This window comes from uncultured Aquimarina sp., from assembly GCF_947495315.1.
Lineage (GTDB): Bacteria > Bacteroidota > Bacteroidia > Flavobacteriales > Flavobacteriaceae > Aquimarina.
Genome location: NZ_CANLYD010000001.1, coordinates 258778 through 274679, shown reverse-complemented (window position 1 = coordinate 274679; position 15902 = coordinate 258778). Strand labels below are relative to the sequence as shown.

Genomic DNA, 15902 nt, shown 5'->3' with positions numbered 1-15902 from the left:
AATTAGTTGAATGATTCAACTAATTTCTTAGTTTATTTTAAACGCCCTTGTTTTTAGTCAATCTCACAATCCATCCTAATTATTCTACAGTTCGGTAGTATTCAATTTTAAGATCTAATTCATTAGCTCAATTTTGAGGTATCAATTAAGAACAATAAAGAACGACCAAATGAAATCATTATTAATTACAATTTTATTATTCACTGTAACGTTTTTGAATGCACAAACCACAATTTCAGGTATTGTTACAGAACCATCCGGAGTTCCAATTCCAGGAGCTAATATTTACTTAGAAGGAACCTATGATGGTGCATCATCTACAGATGACGGAACTTTCAATTTTTCTACTTCTGAAACTGGTGAACAAACATTAGTCATTTCTTTTCTTTCTTTTGAAACCTATTCATTACATACTTCTGTAACAGAAATGAAAGACTTAAAAATAGCATTAAAAGAAGATGTCAATTCACTGGGTAGCGTTATTCTTAATGCTGGTACCTTCTCTGCCGGTGACAATAGCAAAGCATCTGTGCTAACTCCCTTAGATATTGTTACCACAGCGGGAGCAGCAGGTGATTATATCGGAGCTTTCCAAACGCTTCCTGGAACGTCAACTGTCGCTGAAGATGGAAGACTTTTTGTGAGAGGTGGTGATGCCAATGAAGCTAATGTCTATATTGATGGACTTAGAGTTTTTCAACCTTTTGCAGCAACAGCTAATAATATCCCTACGCGTGGTCGCTTCTCCCCTTTCTTATTCAAAGGAACTAATTTTTCTACTGGTGGATACTCTGCAGAATATGGCGATGCCTTATCCAGTGTTTTATTATTGAATACGATTGATGAACCAGAACAAGAAAAAACCGATCTATCCTTTATTAGTGTTGGTCTCGGAATTGGAAATACTCAAAAATGGAAAAATAACTCCCTTAGTATAAATGCCTTTTACCTAAATCTAAAACCATATCAGGAAATTATTTCTCAACGCGTAGACTGGATAAAACCTTTTGAGTCTTTATCAGGAGAGGCTGTATATAGACATCAATTCGATAATGGGTTATTTAAACTCTACGGAGGATTGAATTATACAGATTTCGAATTAATACAGGAAGACATCAATGTACCAGAAGGCATCAATTTTGGGCTTAAAAATAGAAACTTGTATATCAATGCATCCTATAAAGGTGAATTAGGAAATGATTGGACTCTGGCAACTGGAGCTAGTTTTGCCAATGACCATAATGATATAAAAATTGAAGAAACAAACGTTGACAACGATGACAATGCAGCTCATTTAAAAATAAAACTGAGAAAGAGATTCAGTAATCGTTTCAAATTAAGCTTTGGTGCAGAACAATTTCTTGGAAATTTTAAAGAAGAAGCTACTATTATTTCCTCTGGAAATTTCCAGAGTAGTTTTGAGAATAATAGTACCGCAGCTTTTTCTGAAGCAAACATATTTTTCAATAAAAAGCTTGCTATGCAATTAGGAATACGAGCAACTCATAATGCGTTACTGGACTTTACTAAGGCATCACCAAGAGCCTCGTTAGCCTATAAGATTGCGGAAAAATCTCAGATTTCTTTAGCTTACGGAGATTTTTATCAGACACCACAGCAAGATATTCTTAAATATAATAGCTCACTAGATCCAGAAAAGTCATCCCATTATATTCTTAATTACCTCTATCAAAACAATGGTAGAACATTAAGAGCAGAAGCATATTACAAAAGTTATGATCGTTTAGCGAAATTTGATACTGAAATGCCCGAATTTGGTAGTAATTATAATAGCACTGGAGACGGATACGCTGCAGGATTGGATGTATATTGGAGAGATAACAAGTCTATCAAAAATTTTGAGTATTGGACTAGTTATTCATATCTAGACACAGAGAGAGATTACAGAAACTATCCAGAACGAGCCACTCCTAATTTTGCGACAAACCATAATCTGTCGGTAGTAGGGAAATATTGGGCTCAAGATTGGAAATCGTTAATAAGCGCTACCTATAACTTTGCTTCAGGACGTCCGTATACAGATCCAAATACAGCTAACTTTTTAGGCGAAAAAACAAGAACTTTTAATTCTTTAAATGTAAGCTGGGCATATTTAATCAGTCAGCAAAAGATTTTATTCGTATCCGTATCTAATGTTCTCGGTTTCGATAATGTATTTAACTATCAATACGCTAATACTCCCAATGTCAATGGAGACTTTGCCAGACGTGCCATCAGGCCAACGGCCGATCGTTTTTTTATTATAGGATTCTTCTGGACGATCAGTGATAATAAAACAGATAATCAATTGGATAATTTGTGATTTCTAAAGTAAAGACATTAACATAGGCCCTATTATTTCTTAAGCACAAATTCAGTTTAACTTTAAAACAAAAAATATGAAAACTAGACGTATTACATCCATTTTAGCGCTTTTATTACCAATAGCAATATTTGCTCAAAACAATACTAACAGTATTGAAATTAATATAACTAATATAAAATCAGATGAAGGAAACATTAGGATCGGTTTATATAGCGGTGAAGATAATTTTTATAAAAAAACATACAAATCGGTTGCTATAAAGGCTAAAAAAGGTTCACTAATAGTTACACTGGATGACATACCAAAAGGAACGTATGCGATTTCATTATATCATGATGAAAATGATAATAAAAAATTAGATACCAATTTTTTTAAAATACCAAAAGAGCCCTATGGAACTAGTAACAATGCGAAAGGAAGTTTCGGACCACCAAGCTGGGAAGATGCTAAATTTTCAGTTTCAGAACAAGTAGTCCATCAGTCTATTAAACTTTAGCACAATTCATCCTCAATAAACTACAATTCGGTAAGATATAATTCCAAAACACACAGTATTAAAGGATCTTTACACTGTAAAACAAAAATCATTGTCACCCTGAGAATAGTTAAACAAAACCTTAAAACACTAACAAATGAAAACAATTATCATCATACTTAGCATTTTTGCAATAACCTCTGTAAATTCTCAAGCAGCTTACGAAAAAGGAATGGGTAAAGCTTTTGAGTTATGGGGAAGTCAAAAAAACGACGAAGCCGCCAATTTATTTGAACGTATTGGCAAGGCAGAAAAAGATAACTGGCTACCGTATTACTATGCTGCACAAATACATATTGTTACCACTTTTGGTAGTAAAGATGCAGAGGAAATAGAATCTCGTTTAACAAAAGCACAGAATTACCTGAATGAAGCTAAAACTTTTTCTAAGAACAATGCAGAAATTCTGATTATGGAAGCTATGCTAAATACAGCCTATGTAGTATATGACGGTGCAAAATATGGAATGACACATTCCGGTAAAGTAGAAGAATTGTATCAAAAAGCAAAAATTATTGAGCCTGAAAACCCAAGAGCAATATTATATCACGCAGAGTGGCAAATGGGAGCTGCAAAATTCTGGGGTAAAGACCCAAAAGCCTTTTGTCCTGAGATAGAAAAAGCAATTTCTCTTTTTAATACCCAAAAACAAACAACAGTTCTTTTTTACCCATCTTGGGGAAAAGATCAAATAGAACGGATCAAAGAAAACTGTAAATGATATTATATTAGTACATTTAAAAAACAGATCTCTAAAACACATGCATACATTAAAAGACATAAAATTTATTTTCATTGTTTCCCTGGGAGTCTCTATAGTTGTGGCATTATTGACACTCTTTAGTAATGGATTCCAATTTGAAAAAATTTCGACACTATTATGGTGGGGCATTAATTTTATGTATTCTTTTTCTTTATGCTATATAAACACTATATATTTTAGATTCATTAATTATAAATTTGAATGGAAAAACAAAGGTCTTAAAAGAATACTTATCGGAGCTGGGGGTTCAATAATTATAACTATTGTAGGCTATGCGATTTGTGAGTTTATTACTTCAGTAATTATCTTAAAAAAACAGAACCCTAGTGAATTTATTGAAAATCAATCTTTTAAAGACTATATTTTTCCTTTACTTTTTACTACAGCATTATCTTTATTCTTCCATGCAATGTATTTCTACAAAGCATTACAAGAAAAAAAGGTTACAGAACAAAAAATAATAGCAGGAACAGCTTCAGCAAAATTTGCAGCTTTAAAAAACCAATTAGATCCGCACTTTTTGTTTAATAGTCTTAATGTATTGACATCCTTGATTGATGAAAACCCTAGAATGGCACAGAAGTTTACCACTTCTTTGTCTAAGGTTTACAGATACGTTTTAGAACAAAAGGATAAGGAATTAGTAACCATAGATGAAGAGTTAAAATTCGCAAAGACTTATATGACCTTATTAAAATTAAGGTTTGAAGACAGCATTATTTTTGAAATGCCCGAATCCGCTTCTAACCCAGAAGCGAAAGTAGTGCCACTGTCTTTGCAGATTCTATTAGAGAACACAATTAAGCATAATGTGGTCATGCCCAACAGACCATTGCATATTAAAATTTATGAAGACGAAGGTTTTCTAATTGTAGAAAACAACCTACAACCTAAACAAGTAATCAAACAAAGCAGCGGTGTAGGTTTAGGAAATGTAAAACAACGATACGGATTGCTTACCAAAAGAGAATTCTCTGTATTCAAAACAGAAACAGCTTTTATTGCAAAGCTTCCAATATTAACTAAAAGAATAACATCAATCGATATGACAACATTACAAAACATAGAAATCGTAAAAGATATAAAATATAAAAGAGCAAAAGACAGAGTAAAGAAAATGAAAGAGTTTTACGGTAGTTTAACTGCTTACTGTATTGTGATCCCATTTTTAATATTCATCAATTACAGAACTACAGGTTTTAGTCTACCCTGGTTTATTTTCCCAATGGCAGGATGGGGATTAGGTCTACTTTTTCATTATGCAGAAGCATTTGACCACCATCCGATATTTGGAAAAGATTGGGAGAAGAAAAAAATCAGAAAGTATATGGACGAATCTAATAGAAGAAATTATGAATGATTTTGATAAAAGAAAAGCCTATATAAAAGCCAAAAAAAAAGTAAAAGAAGAAAGATCCTTTTACGGACACGCTGCAGTATATGTTGTTATGAATATTATCATCTTTATTTTCAAAATAAAGGTTGGAGACTATATAAATAGCGAAGATTATAACAATTTCTTACCTTGGAATTTAATCAGTACTCCACTATTCTGGGGATTAGGTTTATTAGGACACGGATTATGGACATTTAGAGAGAAAAACGGATTGGGAAAACTACTTAATCAATCTATTTTTAGTAAAAAATGGGAAGACAAAAAGATTAAGGAGTTTATGGAAGAGAAGAATGATATCTAAAAGAATAGAAAATGGAAAATTCTGAACTACAAAAAGCATACAAAAGAGCAAAAAAAAGAGTTACAGAAGAGAGAGCCTTTTATACACACTTATCGGTATATGTAGTGATCAATATAATCATCATCGCAGTTATTTTATATCTAAAAGATTATTTCTATGATAGTTACTTGCTTCCTAATTTAATAATTCCTCCATTATCGTGGGGTGTCTTCTTGCTAGGACATGGATTATGGACGTTTAGAGAAAAAAACGGATTAAGAAAAAAGTTTAGCAGATCCATTTTTAGTAAAAAATGGGAAGAGCGAAAAATTAATGAGATAATGGATAAGATCGATGATCTTTAAAAGATATAGAAAATGGAAAATTTTGAAAAACGAAAAAAATATAGAATCGCAAAAAAACGAGTTCAGGAAGAAAAAGGATTTTACAGCCACCTCACGGTATATGTTATTGTAAACATTTTCTTGCTGTTTGTAAACTCTGATTTTATGGATGAAGGATTTAATAACTGGTTAAACTGGAATTTATATATCACTCCGTTTTTCTGGGGAATTGGTTTATTCTTTCATTGGATAAAGGTTTTTAACCCTAATATAATTTTTAGTAAACAATGGGAAAAACGAAAAATTAAAGAAATTATGGATAAAGATGATACTATAGATTATCTATAGATATCAACCGGATTAAAAACGTTAGTTCTAGTAAAAAAATTACGTCAGTCAGAGTGTCCGCCTCATGCGGATGTATCGAAGACAAGTGAATTTTCAATCAAAAGCCTAATTTCGATACAATTTTTCTTCGTTTCACTATGAAAAACCACTCAATTTGACGGCTCTTTTAATCAAATCCATAGATTGAACTGAGATTAAAAAAAGGAATCATTAATTAAAAAGCAACAATTAAAAAACGAATCATCATGCAAGATTATGAAGACGAAAAAAAATACAAATTAGCTAAAAAAAGAGTGGACGATGAACGCGGGTTTTATACACATTTAACATTTTATATTGTCATCAATATAATTGTGCTCTTTATCAATACTAATTTTGAAAGCCAGGGATTTAAAAACTGGTCGCAGTGGCACTTATACATTACTCCAATACTTTGGGGAATAGGATTATTATTTCACGGGTTAAAGGTTTTTAAAAATAATTTTATTTTTCGTAAAAGCTGGGAAGAGCGTAAAATTAAAGAACTAATGGATAAGGATGATACCCTGGATGTATTATAGATCAATCTAAACTAAAAAAAATAAAACTAACCATCATGAAAGATTTCGAAGAACAAAAAAGATACGAACGAGCAAAAGAACGTGTAGACGAACTAAAGAAATTTTATAATAACCTTTTTTCATACATCGTTATTATTGGGTTTCTTGCTGGAATAAATTATTACACCAATGAATGGCGCTATGCCTGGTTTTTATGGGCTGCTTTTGGCTGGGGAATAGGTTTGGCTTTCCACGCAGTAAAAGCTTATAGAATTAATCCTATGTTTGATAAAGATTGGGAAGAACGCAGAATCAGAAAATATATGGATGAAGAAGACAATGAAAAACAACTTTGGGAGTAATCTGGATTATTGAATCATTGTATCAATTGGATGGTTGGATTGCCAGATCTTTCATATAATTTTTTCTAAAGTCTAACCTTCTTTCTAAATATCCAAGAATTCTAACAATCTAAGAAGTCTAAACATCGATCAAAATAAAACAAGTCAAAGCAAAAAATCTGAAACTTAGCAAAATGATTATTTGGCGAGTTCCATGTGACATCTAAAACAATATTATAAACACATGAAAACATTTATCAATCTCATTATAATATTTTTTATAGGGGTGCTTACTGCTCAGGAATCTTTTGTAATTAAAGATGTAACGCTTTTTGACGGTGAAAAAGTAATTGACAAAACATCAATTTTAATAAAAAACGGGGAAATTTCTAAAGTCGGGAAAATTATTAGTACAGATGCTACTATTATAAATGGCAAAGGAAAATTCGTAATGCCAGGAATGACCAATTGCCATGTTCATGCCTGGGCACCGAATGCATTAGAACAAGCTGCGCAAGCTGGTGTATTAAACTTATTAGATATGCACGGAGTGGAGCCCTATCAGGCAATGATGAAATCGATGAAAGATTCTACAAATTATGCACGCTTCTTTGTTGCTGGTTATGCTGCAACTGCACCAGAAGGACACGGAACACAATATGGGTTTCCTGTCCCGACGCTAACAAAACCAGAAGATGCTGCTAAATTTGTTCAGGATAGAATAAATGCAGGCGTTGATCATATTAAAATCATTGTCGAACCCTGGAAACCGACTTTATCTCATGAAACTGTAAAAGCAATCATTAACGAAGCTCATAAAAAAGAAAAAAAGGTAGTCGTACATGTTTCTAAAGTCGAAGATGCTTATCAGGTACTTAATAATAATGCAGATGGTTTAGTTCATATCTGGAATGATAAGCCATTAACATATGATAAACTTAAACAGTTATCTTCTGATAAAGACTTCTTTGTAATACCTACCCTACTTACTAATATTGAGGTGTTAAAAGTAATTAGAAAAAAGAGCGAAGAAGAGATCGCAACTAAAACCGCATTCTTGTTCGCAGAAGTACAAAAACTATATAAAATAGGTGTTCCAATATTAATAGGTACGGATCCGCCAAATGCAAATATCAATCATGGTACAGATCTATATAAAGAATTAATTTTAGTATCTGAAGCAGGCGTTCCAAACACAGAAGTCTTAAAAGGAGCTACCTCCTATCCTGCTGATCGATTTGAGTTAGGTAAAATAGGATATATAAAAGAAGGATATATTGCAGATATTTTATTACTTCGTAAAAATCCCATAGAAGATATCCAAAATATAGAAACCATTGAAACCGTTTGGAAAGCCGGGAAAAAAGTACAATCAAAAAAGTAAATTAGATTATTAGATCAATTGGATTGTTGGATTTTTCAAACTTTGATTCTCTGTAACTTTGCAACCCTTTAATTATGTAACTTTAAACTTTGCAACTTAAAAACATGAATATAATAATAATAGAAGACGAAAAACCTGCTGCCAGAAGATTAAGTCGTATGCTGGATGACCTAGATATGAAGGTTCATACTATGCTACATTCTGTAAGCGAATCTATTGAATGGTTTAGTAATAATGAGCATCCGGATCTTATATTTCTCGATATTCAATTAAGTGATGGGCTATCATTCGAAATATTTGATACTATTACGATCAAAAGTTCTATTATTTTCACAACTGCTTACGACGAATATGCATTAAAAGCTTTTAAGCTAAATAGCATTGATTACCTACTAAAACCTATTGATGATGAAGAATTAGAAGCTGCTGTGAAAAAATATAAAAATCAACTACCTTCTACACAATCTTTAAAGGTTGATTTTGAGGATATCAAAAAATTGCTAATTAATCCTATGGATCGAGTATATAAAAAACGTTTTACTGCTCGAGTGGGTCAACATCTTAAAATATTCTCTGTCGAGGATATTGAATGTTTTTATTCCGAAAACAAAGGCACCTATCTTCATACCAACGAAAACAGAAATTATCTTATTGATACTACACTGGAATCTCTTGAAGATGAATTAAACCCTCAACAATTCTACCGTGTCAATCGAAAATTCTATATTAATATTAATGCTATTAAGGATATCATTTCTTATACCAATTCTAGATTACAGATAAAATTGCATCATTTTAATGAACAAGAGATCATCGTTGCCAGGGAACGTGTGAAAGATTTTAGGGAATGGTTAGAATAAAACAGAATGTTTTGTTTTATGATAGATTCAACACATTTTCATTAGATTACCATAATAATTTTTAATTCAATGATAATCAAGTAAATACAATATTTTTCTTTTCTATTCTGGTGATATTGATTGGATATTCTAAAAAAATAAAAGTATTACCTACTTTTGGATAATACACATATCCATCATAATGACAACTCACAATAAATTTTTATCAGGTAAATACATTTTTTTACCATTATTTTTACTTGTATTCAACTCCTTCTATATTTCTGCTCAAGAGAATACGATACAAGATGCTCAAGAGCTCAAAAAGCTAGCAATGATATTGTATAAAACAGAAGAATACGAAAAAAGCATTGCATCTTATAATGAGCTAGAAATTATAGCTAAAAAACTAAAGAACGATACACTTTTATGCACTGCATATACAATGAAAGGGCATATTTACTGTAGAAATGGAAAAAATAAAGAGGCTTTAGATAATTACCATAATGCCCTTGAGATCATTGAAAAAACGGGAGATTCAAAACAAGAAATCATAGTCAATTCCGGGCTTATCATAGTGTTATCAAGAATGAATAAAAACGTTAAAGCGCAAAAAATTGCACTTCGATCTTTAAAAACTATCCCTAACACTACATATTATAACAAAGAAAACCATCTAAGATTTTTAACCACACTAAGTGATATATATCTGGATGCTGAGCAATATGATTCTGTATTACACTATGCTAAGAAGGGTATTAAGATGAGTCAATCTCTAAAATTAGATGAATTGTATTTAGATTTGTTAATTAAAAAAGGAATGGTTTTTTACTACCAAAAAGAGTACGATACGTCTTTAAAACACTTGTACGAGGCAAAGAAAATACTAAACCATAAACAAATTAATAATAAATCATTCCCAAAAATCAGAACTGATTATTTTATGGCTAATTGTTTTTATAAAAAACAATCATATGACAAAGCTATTAATATATTACTAAATAGTATTAATTCTTTTGAAGAAAGTGACACATACAAACCTCCAGCCATTAGATCCCATTTGTTATTAGCAAATTGTTATAATCAAAAGGAAGATTATAAGCAGGCCATGTTATGGAATAATAAGTATGCTACCTTAAATGAGTATTACCAAAAAGATAAAGACCAAACGGTAGACATTATTCACGAAAAAGAAACAGATAAACTTCAACAAGAAATAACTGTACTGGAAGCAAAGCAAGCAGAAGAGAAGCTGGCAAAAAATCAGATATTCTGGATTCTTTTGGTTACCGCAATAGCATTGATCTGTAGTGTATTCTTATATTTTAGAAAGCAACGATCAAACAAAACCTTGTTTGACAAATTAATGAAAGAAATCGATGTTTTAGAATCGATCAAACAAATTTCAATCCCCAAAGAAGAACCGCGAAAAGAGATCGCTATCGATGAGCAAAAGGTAAACAAAATTATTAAAGGACTGGAAAAATTAGAAGCTCAGGAATATTTTCTGAAATCGGATTGTAATCTCAGATCCATGGCAAAAAAGTTAAAAACAAATGCTACATATCTATCCAAAACCATAAACATCTATAAAGAAAAGAACTATACCGAGTATATCAACGATCTTAGAATCGACTATGTTCTAAAAAGATTAAAGGAGGATAAAAAATTTAGGTCCTACTCTATTCAATCCATTGCTACGGAGATTGGATATAAGAGTAGTTATTCATTGGTAAAACACTTTAAAGCAAAAACAGGGATCAATCCGTCCTATTATATTAAGAGTTTGGATAAGCAACAACTAAGCTCCGAAATTACCGCATAATCTATGACTATTTTAAACAATTTAGCCATGCATGATTGTTCTAAGTACATAAAATAAAATATATTTCTATCGAAATACATTTTTCTTATCGTAAGATTACTCTTTTCAAGATTAAAAGAAATGTAACTAATTATTAATAATTTTAGAAATGAAAAAAAACGGAAAACAAAAAATCAAACTAAAAAAGTTAACTATAGCTAGGATTAACACATCTGGCATGAAAAAAATAGAAGGAGGATCTAGTACTCTTACACTCAATACAAACATTGTCGATCTAGGCCATGAGCTTTGGAATGTTTGTGCTTTAGGTATTGAATAGCATTACATTTTTTTGTACCCTAATAACCCTGCCAATATGCAGGGTTTTTTATGGCTATTTTGTTCAAAATGGTCAACCTTACTTTTTAATACCTCTCCTTACCTACTACTTTAGTATCAACATCAAGATATCATTTTTCATACATTTTGATAAAGGGGTCGCCGAAAACCTTAAGACAGAGTAGGTACTTAAAACACATCATTATGCTTAATAACATTTTAGAATTAAAAGGGGTAAGTAAATTAAACAAAAAAGAACAGCAAACCATTAAGGCCGGAACGTATTACGGAGATCAGTGTCTTAGATTATGTGCAGGAAGCTGTTCTTTTGGTCGTTGTTTCGAACAGATAGACTAAGAATGATTTCCCTGAGGTTGTATAAAAAGCTCTAAAAGTAAGAAGTGGTCAGTCTGAGCCTGTCGAAGACAATTTGAAAATTAAAATATAAAAACTTCAATAAGCTCAGTTTGACATTGATATTTTATTTTTTAGACCTCTTCTTTTAAAACATTTCTAATCTAAAAATCACACAATGATTCAAAAAATTCTAAAAGTAAACGGAGTAACAATACTTAAAAAGAACCATCAAAAATCAATTCATGGAGGAACTTATGGATGCCAGAACGTAGCCAGAAGATGTATCGATGACAGCGATTGTTGTTCTGGAAGTTGCGGAGTAGAAAGAATAATCAACGGAAACGTTGTTACACTTTCTATTTGTTCGTTTAATTAAACAGTTCAAAAAGCGCCATTTAGAGCGTCTTTTTAAGGAAAAAACGTGAGTTCGACTTAAAATTTATTGGATAATCAGTTTTTTATAAACTTGATTAGTTCCTTCTCCCTAAGGGAGAAGGCTAGGATGAGGGTTTTTAATAATGAACACCCTCACCTTAATCCTCTCCCTAAGGAGAGGAAACTCAATATCCTAATTATAAGGTTTAAGCCCACGTTAAAAAATAAAGAAGATTCTTAGCCAAAACAGACAGAAAATAGCAACTGTCTTTAAATGCTTGCTACAACAATAAAATCAAGTAATTTCTAAAAAAATGAAAAAATTAATGCAATTAAAAGGGGCTCAAGTTTTAAACAAAAAGGAGCAAAAAACTATTAATGGAGGTAACACAGGTATGCAGTGTAGGAATCATGCGGATTGTCTTTCTTTAAATGGAATTCCAGGTTATGAGTATGAAGAATTCTTTTGTCATTGGGGATATTGCCAAATCATGTAATTGTTTTTTTCATACGTATTAAGTTAACATAGAAAAGCCAAAAAAACTAATGATTTTTTGGCTTTTCTTATCCCTAATACTTTACTGAAAATAAAATATCAAGTTATAGCTTGAATACAGGAATATCTAATATTCCCAACGTCTTTTTTTATTCAACTCTTCTTCTGCATCTAATTCTTCTTGAGGAATTACTTTAAGGAAAGAAGAATGTTGCTCAATTGCGAACTCTAATTTACCAACGATATCATCTATAGAATCATTTTCGTAATCAAACTGTAATGGTTCCTTAATAACCATTGACTGTAAGATACCGCGCTTTTTGATTCTAATCCCTTTTTTATCAAAAGATCTTCTGAATCCATCTATTACGATAGGAATCACAATAGGTTTATATTGTCTAATAATATGTGCAGTTCCTTTACGGATAGGCTTAAATGGTTTAGTAGTTCCTTGTGGAAATGTAATTACCCATCCATCTTCTAAGGCTCTTTTGATATTAGTAATGTCACTCATCTTTACCTGACGATTAACATCCTGACCTTTATCTCGCCAGGTTCTTTCTACTGTAATAGCACCAGCATATGCTAATATTTTTGCTAACAAACCAGCGTTCATCGTTTCCTTGGCCGCCACATAGTATAAATTTAATTTAGGCTTCCATAAATACCCTATATTTTTTATAGAATCTGTACGTCCGCTTAAACTTGCATTAAAAACATGAAACATCGCCACTACATCTGCAAAATACGTTTGATGATTAGAAACAAATAGCACATTAGTATCAGGAAGATCCTTAAAAATTTCACTTCCTTCTATTTGTAATTCATTAAAACCTCTATAACGTCTATGCGTCATAGAACCCATAATTCTTATGAGCCATTTTTTCAGAAATAATATATGACCAAAAGGATTTCTTTTAAATAATCCCATAAATAATTTTAATTTATCAGCGTCTCTCTTATTTAACAAAACAGACAATAACATCTGACTATCAACTAGTTTCACTTAAAACTAATTACAATTAATTAAATAATAGATAACAATTCAGTTAAATTCTTCTAAATATTAAGAAGAAAATGGGAGCCAAATATACAAAATCATGCCTCCAACGCAGATTTTAAGTGTACTTTAAGTTCACTAAGCATCATTGCAGTTGCTCCCCAAACTACGTAACCATTTAATTCAAAGGATGGTACTTCGATATTTTCGGCGTAAGAAGTTGATAATTTTTTAGAAATTACTCGGTTTTCATCTAACAATTGTTCTAGTGGAACCTCAATAACTTCTGCTACTTCTTCCTCTTGACGAATAAAATTAGGTGTTTTATGAGTTACACCAAGAAAAGGATGTACCCAAAAATTAGATGGAGGAATATACACTTTGGTAAGCTGCTTCAATACATCCACGGAATCAGACTTCACTCCTATTTCCTCCCAAGTTTCTCTTAACGCCGCAGATTCATAACTTTTATCAAATTCTTCTACTTTACCACCTGGCAACGCAACTTGACCAGAATGTACGCCTTCATAGGTAGGACGTAGTATTAATGCCAGATGCGTATGATGTTCTTTAGGATAGAAAAGCATGAGTACAGCTGCATTTCTGGGATTTTTTTCTTCTATTTTAAGTTTATAAAGCTCTTGCATTCTCATCTCGGGAGCCATAATAAAATGAGAAGATTCTCCAGGTACTGACATTTTCTGTATTTTTGGAATCAAACTTTTAAACGTTTCGAATGTCATTTAACAGAGTAATTTTAGTGTGTAGTTGTATTGCTTTTTTTAGCTTCTGTAGTTGTGAAGATACACAATCTAAAAAAACTAAGCAGCGCGTTATCGAAAACGAACAGCCTATTTCTACAGAAAAATCTGGTTCCCAGAATGATACACTAAAAACGGAAATAAAAGGAAAAACTGAAGACACTTCTGTTTCGGAGGATGAACCTTTTAAGCTTACTAACAAAAACATGAAGAGCTTCTTACTCCAATATGGTAAGGAAAATCCTGAAACATTAGTGCGTATCAATACTAAATTTGGAGATATCCATATTCAACTTTATAAAGAATCTCCATTACATAGGGCTAACTTTATTTACCTAGTAAAACAAAAATATTTTGATGAAACCTTTTTTTATCGAGTAGCCAAAGGATTCGTGATTCAAGGTGGAAATAGTGATCGTAATCAAATGGCTCAGAAACGTCATGATATTGGAGATTATACTGTGCCACATGAACCTATTAAAGGCCTTAAACACAATCGTGGATCTGTAGCCTTGTCAAAACAATGGGTCAATAATCCTTCTAATCGTTCTACTCCCTATGAATTTTTTATTGTCATTGCAAAACAAGGAGCTCATCATCTAGATGGAGAACATACCATATTTGGTAAGGTAGTAAAAGGAATGAATGTAGCTGATAAAATATCCAATGTACCTGTAGATGGCAGTGAATGGCCAAAAGAAAATATCTTTATTAAAGCAGAGGTGATTAAATAGGTTTGAGGTTTGAGGTTTGAGGTTTGAGGTTTGAGGTTTGAGGTTTGAGGTTTGAGGTTTGAGGGAAACTACAAAATACATCTGAGTTAGAAAAGTCAGAAATATTAAATCTCGACTTTTAATAGATTTAGCGATGTAATTATTAAGTTTTAGCTTAAAGTTAAATTTATAAAAAACATTTACTCACTAACTCAAATACTAACCCTCCAAATCAAAGTTTCTGCGTATAATAATTATAATCTTCTAATACCTTCGAAAGAAATTGTACTGGCTTTTCTTGAGGCGTAATTTGCATAAGACCACTTACCTTATTAGAGAGTTGTAAAATGATGTTATGGTTCCCATTTCTTCTAGCATCTTGATAAATACCTTTTATTTTGCGCATCTCCATGTCACTAAAAACAGTAACTTGTGGATATACTGGTTTATAATCCTCAGGAATATCTACTAAAATCGTTTGATGAAATCTAACTTTTTGTTTCTCACTTATTACCGTAGTTCCGGCAGCCATATCACCAAGTCGTTGTCCGGTTCCTTTAAAAAGAATTGCCACCACAGCAATTCCTCCAGATGCTAAAGTAATATCAATCAGTCTAAGTAACCATCTAATAAGGTAACCCGAAAAAGCAGGTCTGGAACCATCTAATCTTACAACTCTAAGCTTCATAGTAGCCTTTCCAGGAGTTTTTCCGTCCCAAAAAGTTTCCCATAATAAAAAGTAAAGAAAAGGAGGAAGTCCTATTATCAACCAAAATGCCCATTGATCTCCGACATCCAAGTCCAAAGCTCCTATAAAAAAAAGCGCAACGATAAAATAGGCTATAATAATCAAGAGATCGATCAAGTATGCCAAGATCCTTTCTCCTATTCCAGCTGCATTTTGCTGTATACTTACATTTTGAGCAGTTTCTATTTGAAAATTATCCATTAATTATGTTTCT

20 protein-coding genes are annotated in these 15902 nt (G+C 32.0%); 17 read left to right on the top strand and 3 right to left on the bottom strand.

Annotated features, from left to right (window positions below):
* Positions 1-169 precede the first annotated feature (169 nt).
* The 16 genes from Q0910_RS01240 (at position 170) to Q0910_RS01165 (ending at position 12467) form a co-directional block, all read left to right on the top strand.
* On the top strand, positions 170-2323 hold the full coding sequence (locus tag Q0910_RS01240; protein WP_299211463.1) for a TonB-dependent receptor: 2154 nt from the start codon (positions 170-172) through the stop codon (positions 2321-2323).
* A gap of 76 nt (positions 2324-2399) precedes the next feature.
* Entirely contained in the window at positions 2400-2822 is a 423-nt protein-coding gene (locus tag Q0910_RS01235; RefSeq protein WP_299211460.1) for a DUF2141 domain-containing protein, read from the top strand.
* Positions 2823-2958: 136 nt separating this feature from the next.
* Positions 2959-3582, top strand: a complete 624-nt coding sequence (locus Q0910_RS01230) for a hypothetical protein (RefSeq protein ID WP_299211457.1) — start codon at positions 2959-2961, stop codon at positions 3580-3582.
* 40 nt (positions 3583-3622) lie between these two features.
* Positions 3623-4984 carry a 2TM domain-containing protein gene (locus Q0910_RS01225; RefSeq protein WP_299211454.1) on the top strand — a complete coding sequence of 454 codons (1362 nt, stop codon included), beginning with the start codon at positions 3623-3625 and terminating at the stop codon, positions 4982-4984.
* Positions 4977-5321, top strand: coding sequence for a 2TM domain-containing protein (locus tag Q0910_RS01220; protein WP_299211452.1), 345 nt, complete (start codon positions 4977-4979; stop codon positions 5319-5321). Before Q0910_RS01225 ends, Q0910_RS01220 begins: the two co-directional genes overlap by 8 nt.
* 11 nt (positions 5322-5332) lie before the next feature.
* Positions 5333-5665 carry a 2TM domain-containing protein gene (locus Q0910_RS01215; RefSeq protein ID WP_299211449.1) on the top strand — a complete coding sequence of 111 codons (333 nt, stop codon included), beginning with the start codon at positions 5333-5335 and terminating at the stop codon, positions 5663-5665.
* Between the two features lie 12 nt (positions 5666-5677).
* The gene (locus Q0910_RS01210; RefSeq protein WP_299211446.1) at positions 5678-5992 is read left to right on the top strand and encodes a 2TM domain-containing protein; all 315 of its coding nucleotides are present in this window, start codon (positions 5678-5680) and stop codon (positions 5990-5992) included.
* A gap of 245 nt (positions 5993-6237) precedes the next feature.
* Positions 6238-6552, top strand: a complete 315-nt coding sequence (locus Q0910_RS01205; RefSeq protein ID WP_299211443.1) for a 2TM domain-containing protein — start codon at positions 6238-6240, stop codon at positions 6550-6552.
* A gap of 35 nt (positions 6553-6587) precedes the next feature.
* A complete protein-coding gene (locus Q0910_RS01200; protein ID WP_299211440.1) occupies positions 6588-6893 on the top strand; it encodes a 2TM domain-containing protein in 306 nt (101 codons plus the stop codon).
* Between the two features lie 223 nt (positions 6894-7116).
* A complete protein-coding gene (locus tag Q0910_RS01195) occupies positions 7117-8256 on the top strand; it encodes an amidohydrolase family protein (protein ID WP_299211437.1) in 1140 nt (379 codons plus the stop codon).
* Positions 8257-8360: 104 nt separating this feature from the next.
* Positions 8361-9116 carry a LytTR family DNA-binding domain-containing protein gene (locus Q0910_RS01190; RefSeq protein ID WP_299211434.1) on the top strand — a complete coding sequence of 252 codons (756 nt, stop codon included), beginning with the start codon at positions 8361-8363 and terminating at the stop codon, positions 9114-9116.
* A 181-nt stretch (positions 9117-9297) separates the two neighbouring features.
* Positions 9298-10920, top strand: coding sequence for an AraC family transcriptional regulator (locus tag Q0910_RS01185; protein WP_299211431.1), 1623 nt, complete (start codon positions 9298-9300; stop codon positions 10918-10920).
* A 148-nt stretch (positions 10921-11068) separates the two neighbouring features.
* Positions 11069-11239, top strand: a complete 171-nt coding sequence (locus Q0910_RS01180; protein ID WP_299211429.1) for a hypothetical protein — start codon at positions 11069-11071, stop codon at positions 11237-11239.
* Between the two features lie 203 nt (positions 11240-11442).
* Positions 11443-11595 (top strand): hypothetical protein, encoded by a 153-nt coding sequence (locus Q0910_RS01175; protein WP_299211427.1) that lies wholly within the window; start codon positions 11443-11445, stop codon positions 11593-11595.
* A 175-nt stretch (positions 11596-11770) separates the two neighbouring features.
* A complete protein-coding gene (locus Q0910_RS01170; RefSeq protein WP_299211424.1) occupies positions 11771-11971 on the top strand; it encodes a hypothetical protein in 201 nt (66 codons plus the stop codon).
* A 325-nt stretch (positions 11972-12296) separates the two neighbouring features.
* Positions 12297-12467, top strand: coding sequence for a hypothetical protein (locus tag Q0910_RS01165; RefSeq protein WP_299211421.1), 171 nt, complete (start codon positions 12297-12299; stop codon positions 12465-12467).
* 126 nt (positions 12468-12593) lie between these two features.
* Here the strand turns inward: Q0910_RS01165 and Q0910_RS01160 are convergent, their stop codons facing one another.
* A complete protein-coding gene (locus tag Q0910_RS01160; RefSeq protein ID WP_299211418.1) occupies positions 12594-13397 on the bottom strand; it encodes a lysophospholipid acyltransferase family protein in 804 nt (267 codons plus the stop codon).
* A 167-nt stretch (positions 13398-13564) separates the two neighbouring features.
* Positions 13565-14209, bottom strand: coding sequence for a CoA pyrophosphatase (locus tag Q0910_RS01155; RefSeq protein WP_299211415.1), 645 nt, complete (start codon positions 14207-14209; stop codon positions 13565-13567).
* Here Q0910_RS01155 and Q0910_RS01150 point away from each other — a divergent pair.
* Positions 14203-14961, top strand: a complete 759-nt coding sequence (locus Q0910_RS01150) for a peptidylprolyl isomerase (protein WP_299211412.1) — start codon at positions 14203-14205, stop codon at positions 14959-14961. The two genes, Q0910_RS01155 and Q0910_RS01150, sit on opposite strands and share 7 nt — an antisense overlap.
* 211 nt (positions 14962-15172) lie before the next feature.
* Here the strand turns inward: Q0910_RS01150 and Q0910_RS01145 are convergent, their stop codons facing one another.
* The gene (locus Q0910_RS01145) at positions 15173-15889 is read right to left on the bottom strand and encodes an RDD family protein (protein WP_299211410.1); all 717 of its coding nucleotides are present in this window, start codon (positions 15887-15889) and stop codon (positions 15173-15175) included.
* Positions 15890-15902 lie beyond the last annotated feature (13 nt).

What these genes read in the sequence shown, in the direction of transcription:
- Q0910_RS01190 (WP_299211434.1), top strand. Translation starts at nt 8,361, where the DNA reads ATGAATATAATAATAATAGAAGACGAAAAACCTGCTGCCAGAAGATTA.
- Q0910_RS01235 (WP_299211460.1), top strand. Translation starts at nt 2,400, where the DNA reads ATGAAAACTAGACGTATTACATCCATTTTAGCGCTTTTATTACCAATA.
- Q0910_RS01145 (WP_299211410.1), bottom strand. Translation starts at nt 15,889, where the DNA reads ATGGATAATTTTCAAATAGAAACTGCTCAAAATGTAAGTATACAGCAA.
- Q0910_RS01215 (WP_299211449.1), top strand. Translation starts at nt 5,333, where the DNA reads ATGGAAAATTCTGAACTACAAAAAGCATACAAAAGAGCAAAAAAAAGA.
- Q0910_RS01165 (WP_299211421.1), top strand. Translation starts at nt 12,297, where the DNA reads ATGCAATTAAAAGGGGCTCAAGTTTTAAACAAAAAGGAGCAAAAAACT.
- Q0910_RS01155 (WP_299211415.1), bottom strand. Translation starts at nt 14,209, where the DNA reads ATGACATTCGAAACGTTTAAAAGTTTGATTCCAAAAATACAGAAAATG.
- Q0910_RS01150 (WP_299211412.1), top strand. Translation starts at nt 14,203, where the DNA reads ATGTCATTTAACAGAGTAATTTTAGTGTGTAGTTGTATTGCTTTTTTT.
- Q0910_RS01160 (WP_299211418.1), bottom strand. Translation starts at nt 13,397, where the DNA reads ATGGGATTATTTAAAAGAAATCCTTTTGGTCATATATTATTTCTGAAA.
- Q0910_RS01170 (WP_299211424.1), top strand. Translation starts at nt 11,771, where the DNA reads ATGATTCAAAAAATTCTAAAAGTAAACGGAGTAACAATACTTAAAAAG.
- Q0910_RS01185 (WP_299211431.1), top strand. Translation starts at nt 9,298, where the DNA reads ATGACAACTCACAATAAATTTTTATCAGGTAAATACATTTTTTTACCA.
- Q0910_RS01205 (WP_299211443.1), top strand. Translation starts at nt 6,238, where the DNA reads ATGCAAGATTATGAAGACGAAAAAAAATACAAATTAGCTAAAAAAAGA.
- Q0910_RS01225 (WP_299211454.1), top strand. Translation starts at nt 3,623, where the DNA reads ATGCATACATTAAAAGACATAAAATTTATTTTCATTGTTTCCCTGGGA.
- Q0910_RS01210 (WP_299211446.1), top strand. Translation starts at nt 5,678, where the DNA reads ATGGAAAATTTTGAAAAACGAAAAAAATATAGAATCGCAAAAAAACGA.
- Q0910_RS01200 (WP_299211440.1), top strand. Translation starts at nt 6,588, where the DNA reads ATGAAAGATTTCGAAGAACAAAAAAGATACGAACGAGCAAAAGAACGT.
- Q0910_RS01180 (WP_299211429.1), top strand. Translation starts at nt 11,069, where the DNA reads ATGAAAAAAAACGGAAAACAAAAAATCAAACTAAAAAAGTTAACTATA.
- Q0910_RS01220 (WP_299211452.1), top strand. Translation starts at nt 4,977, where the DNA reads ATGAATGATTTTGATAAAAGAAAAGCCTATATAAAAGCCAAAAAAAAA.
- Q0910_RS01230 (WP_299211457.1), top strand. Translation starts at nt 2,959, where the DNA reads ATGAAAACAATTATCATCATACTTAGCATTTTTGCAATAACCTCTGTA.
- Q0910_RS01175 (WP_299211427.1), top strand. Translation starts at nt 11,443, where the DNA reads ATGCTTAATAACATTTTAGAATTAAAAGGGGTAAGTAAATTAAACAAA.
- Q0910_RS01240 (WP_299211463.1), top strand. Translation starts at nt 170, where the DNA reads ATGAAATCATTATTAATTACAATTTTATTATTCACTGTAACGTTTTTG.
- Q0910_RS01195 (WP_299211437.1), top strand. Translation starts at nt 7,117, where the DNA reads ATGAAAACATTTATCAATCTCATTATAATATTTTTTATAGGGGTGCTT.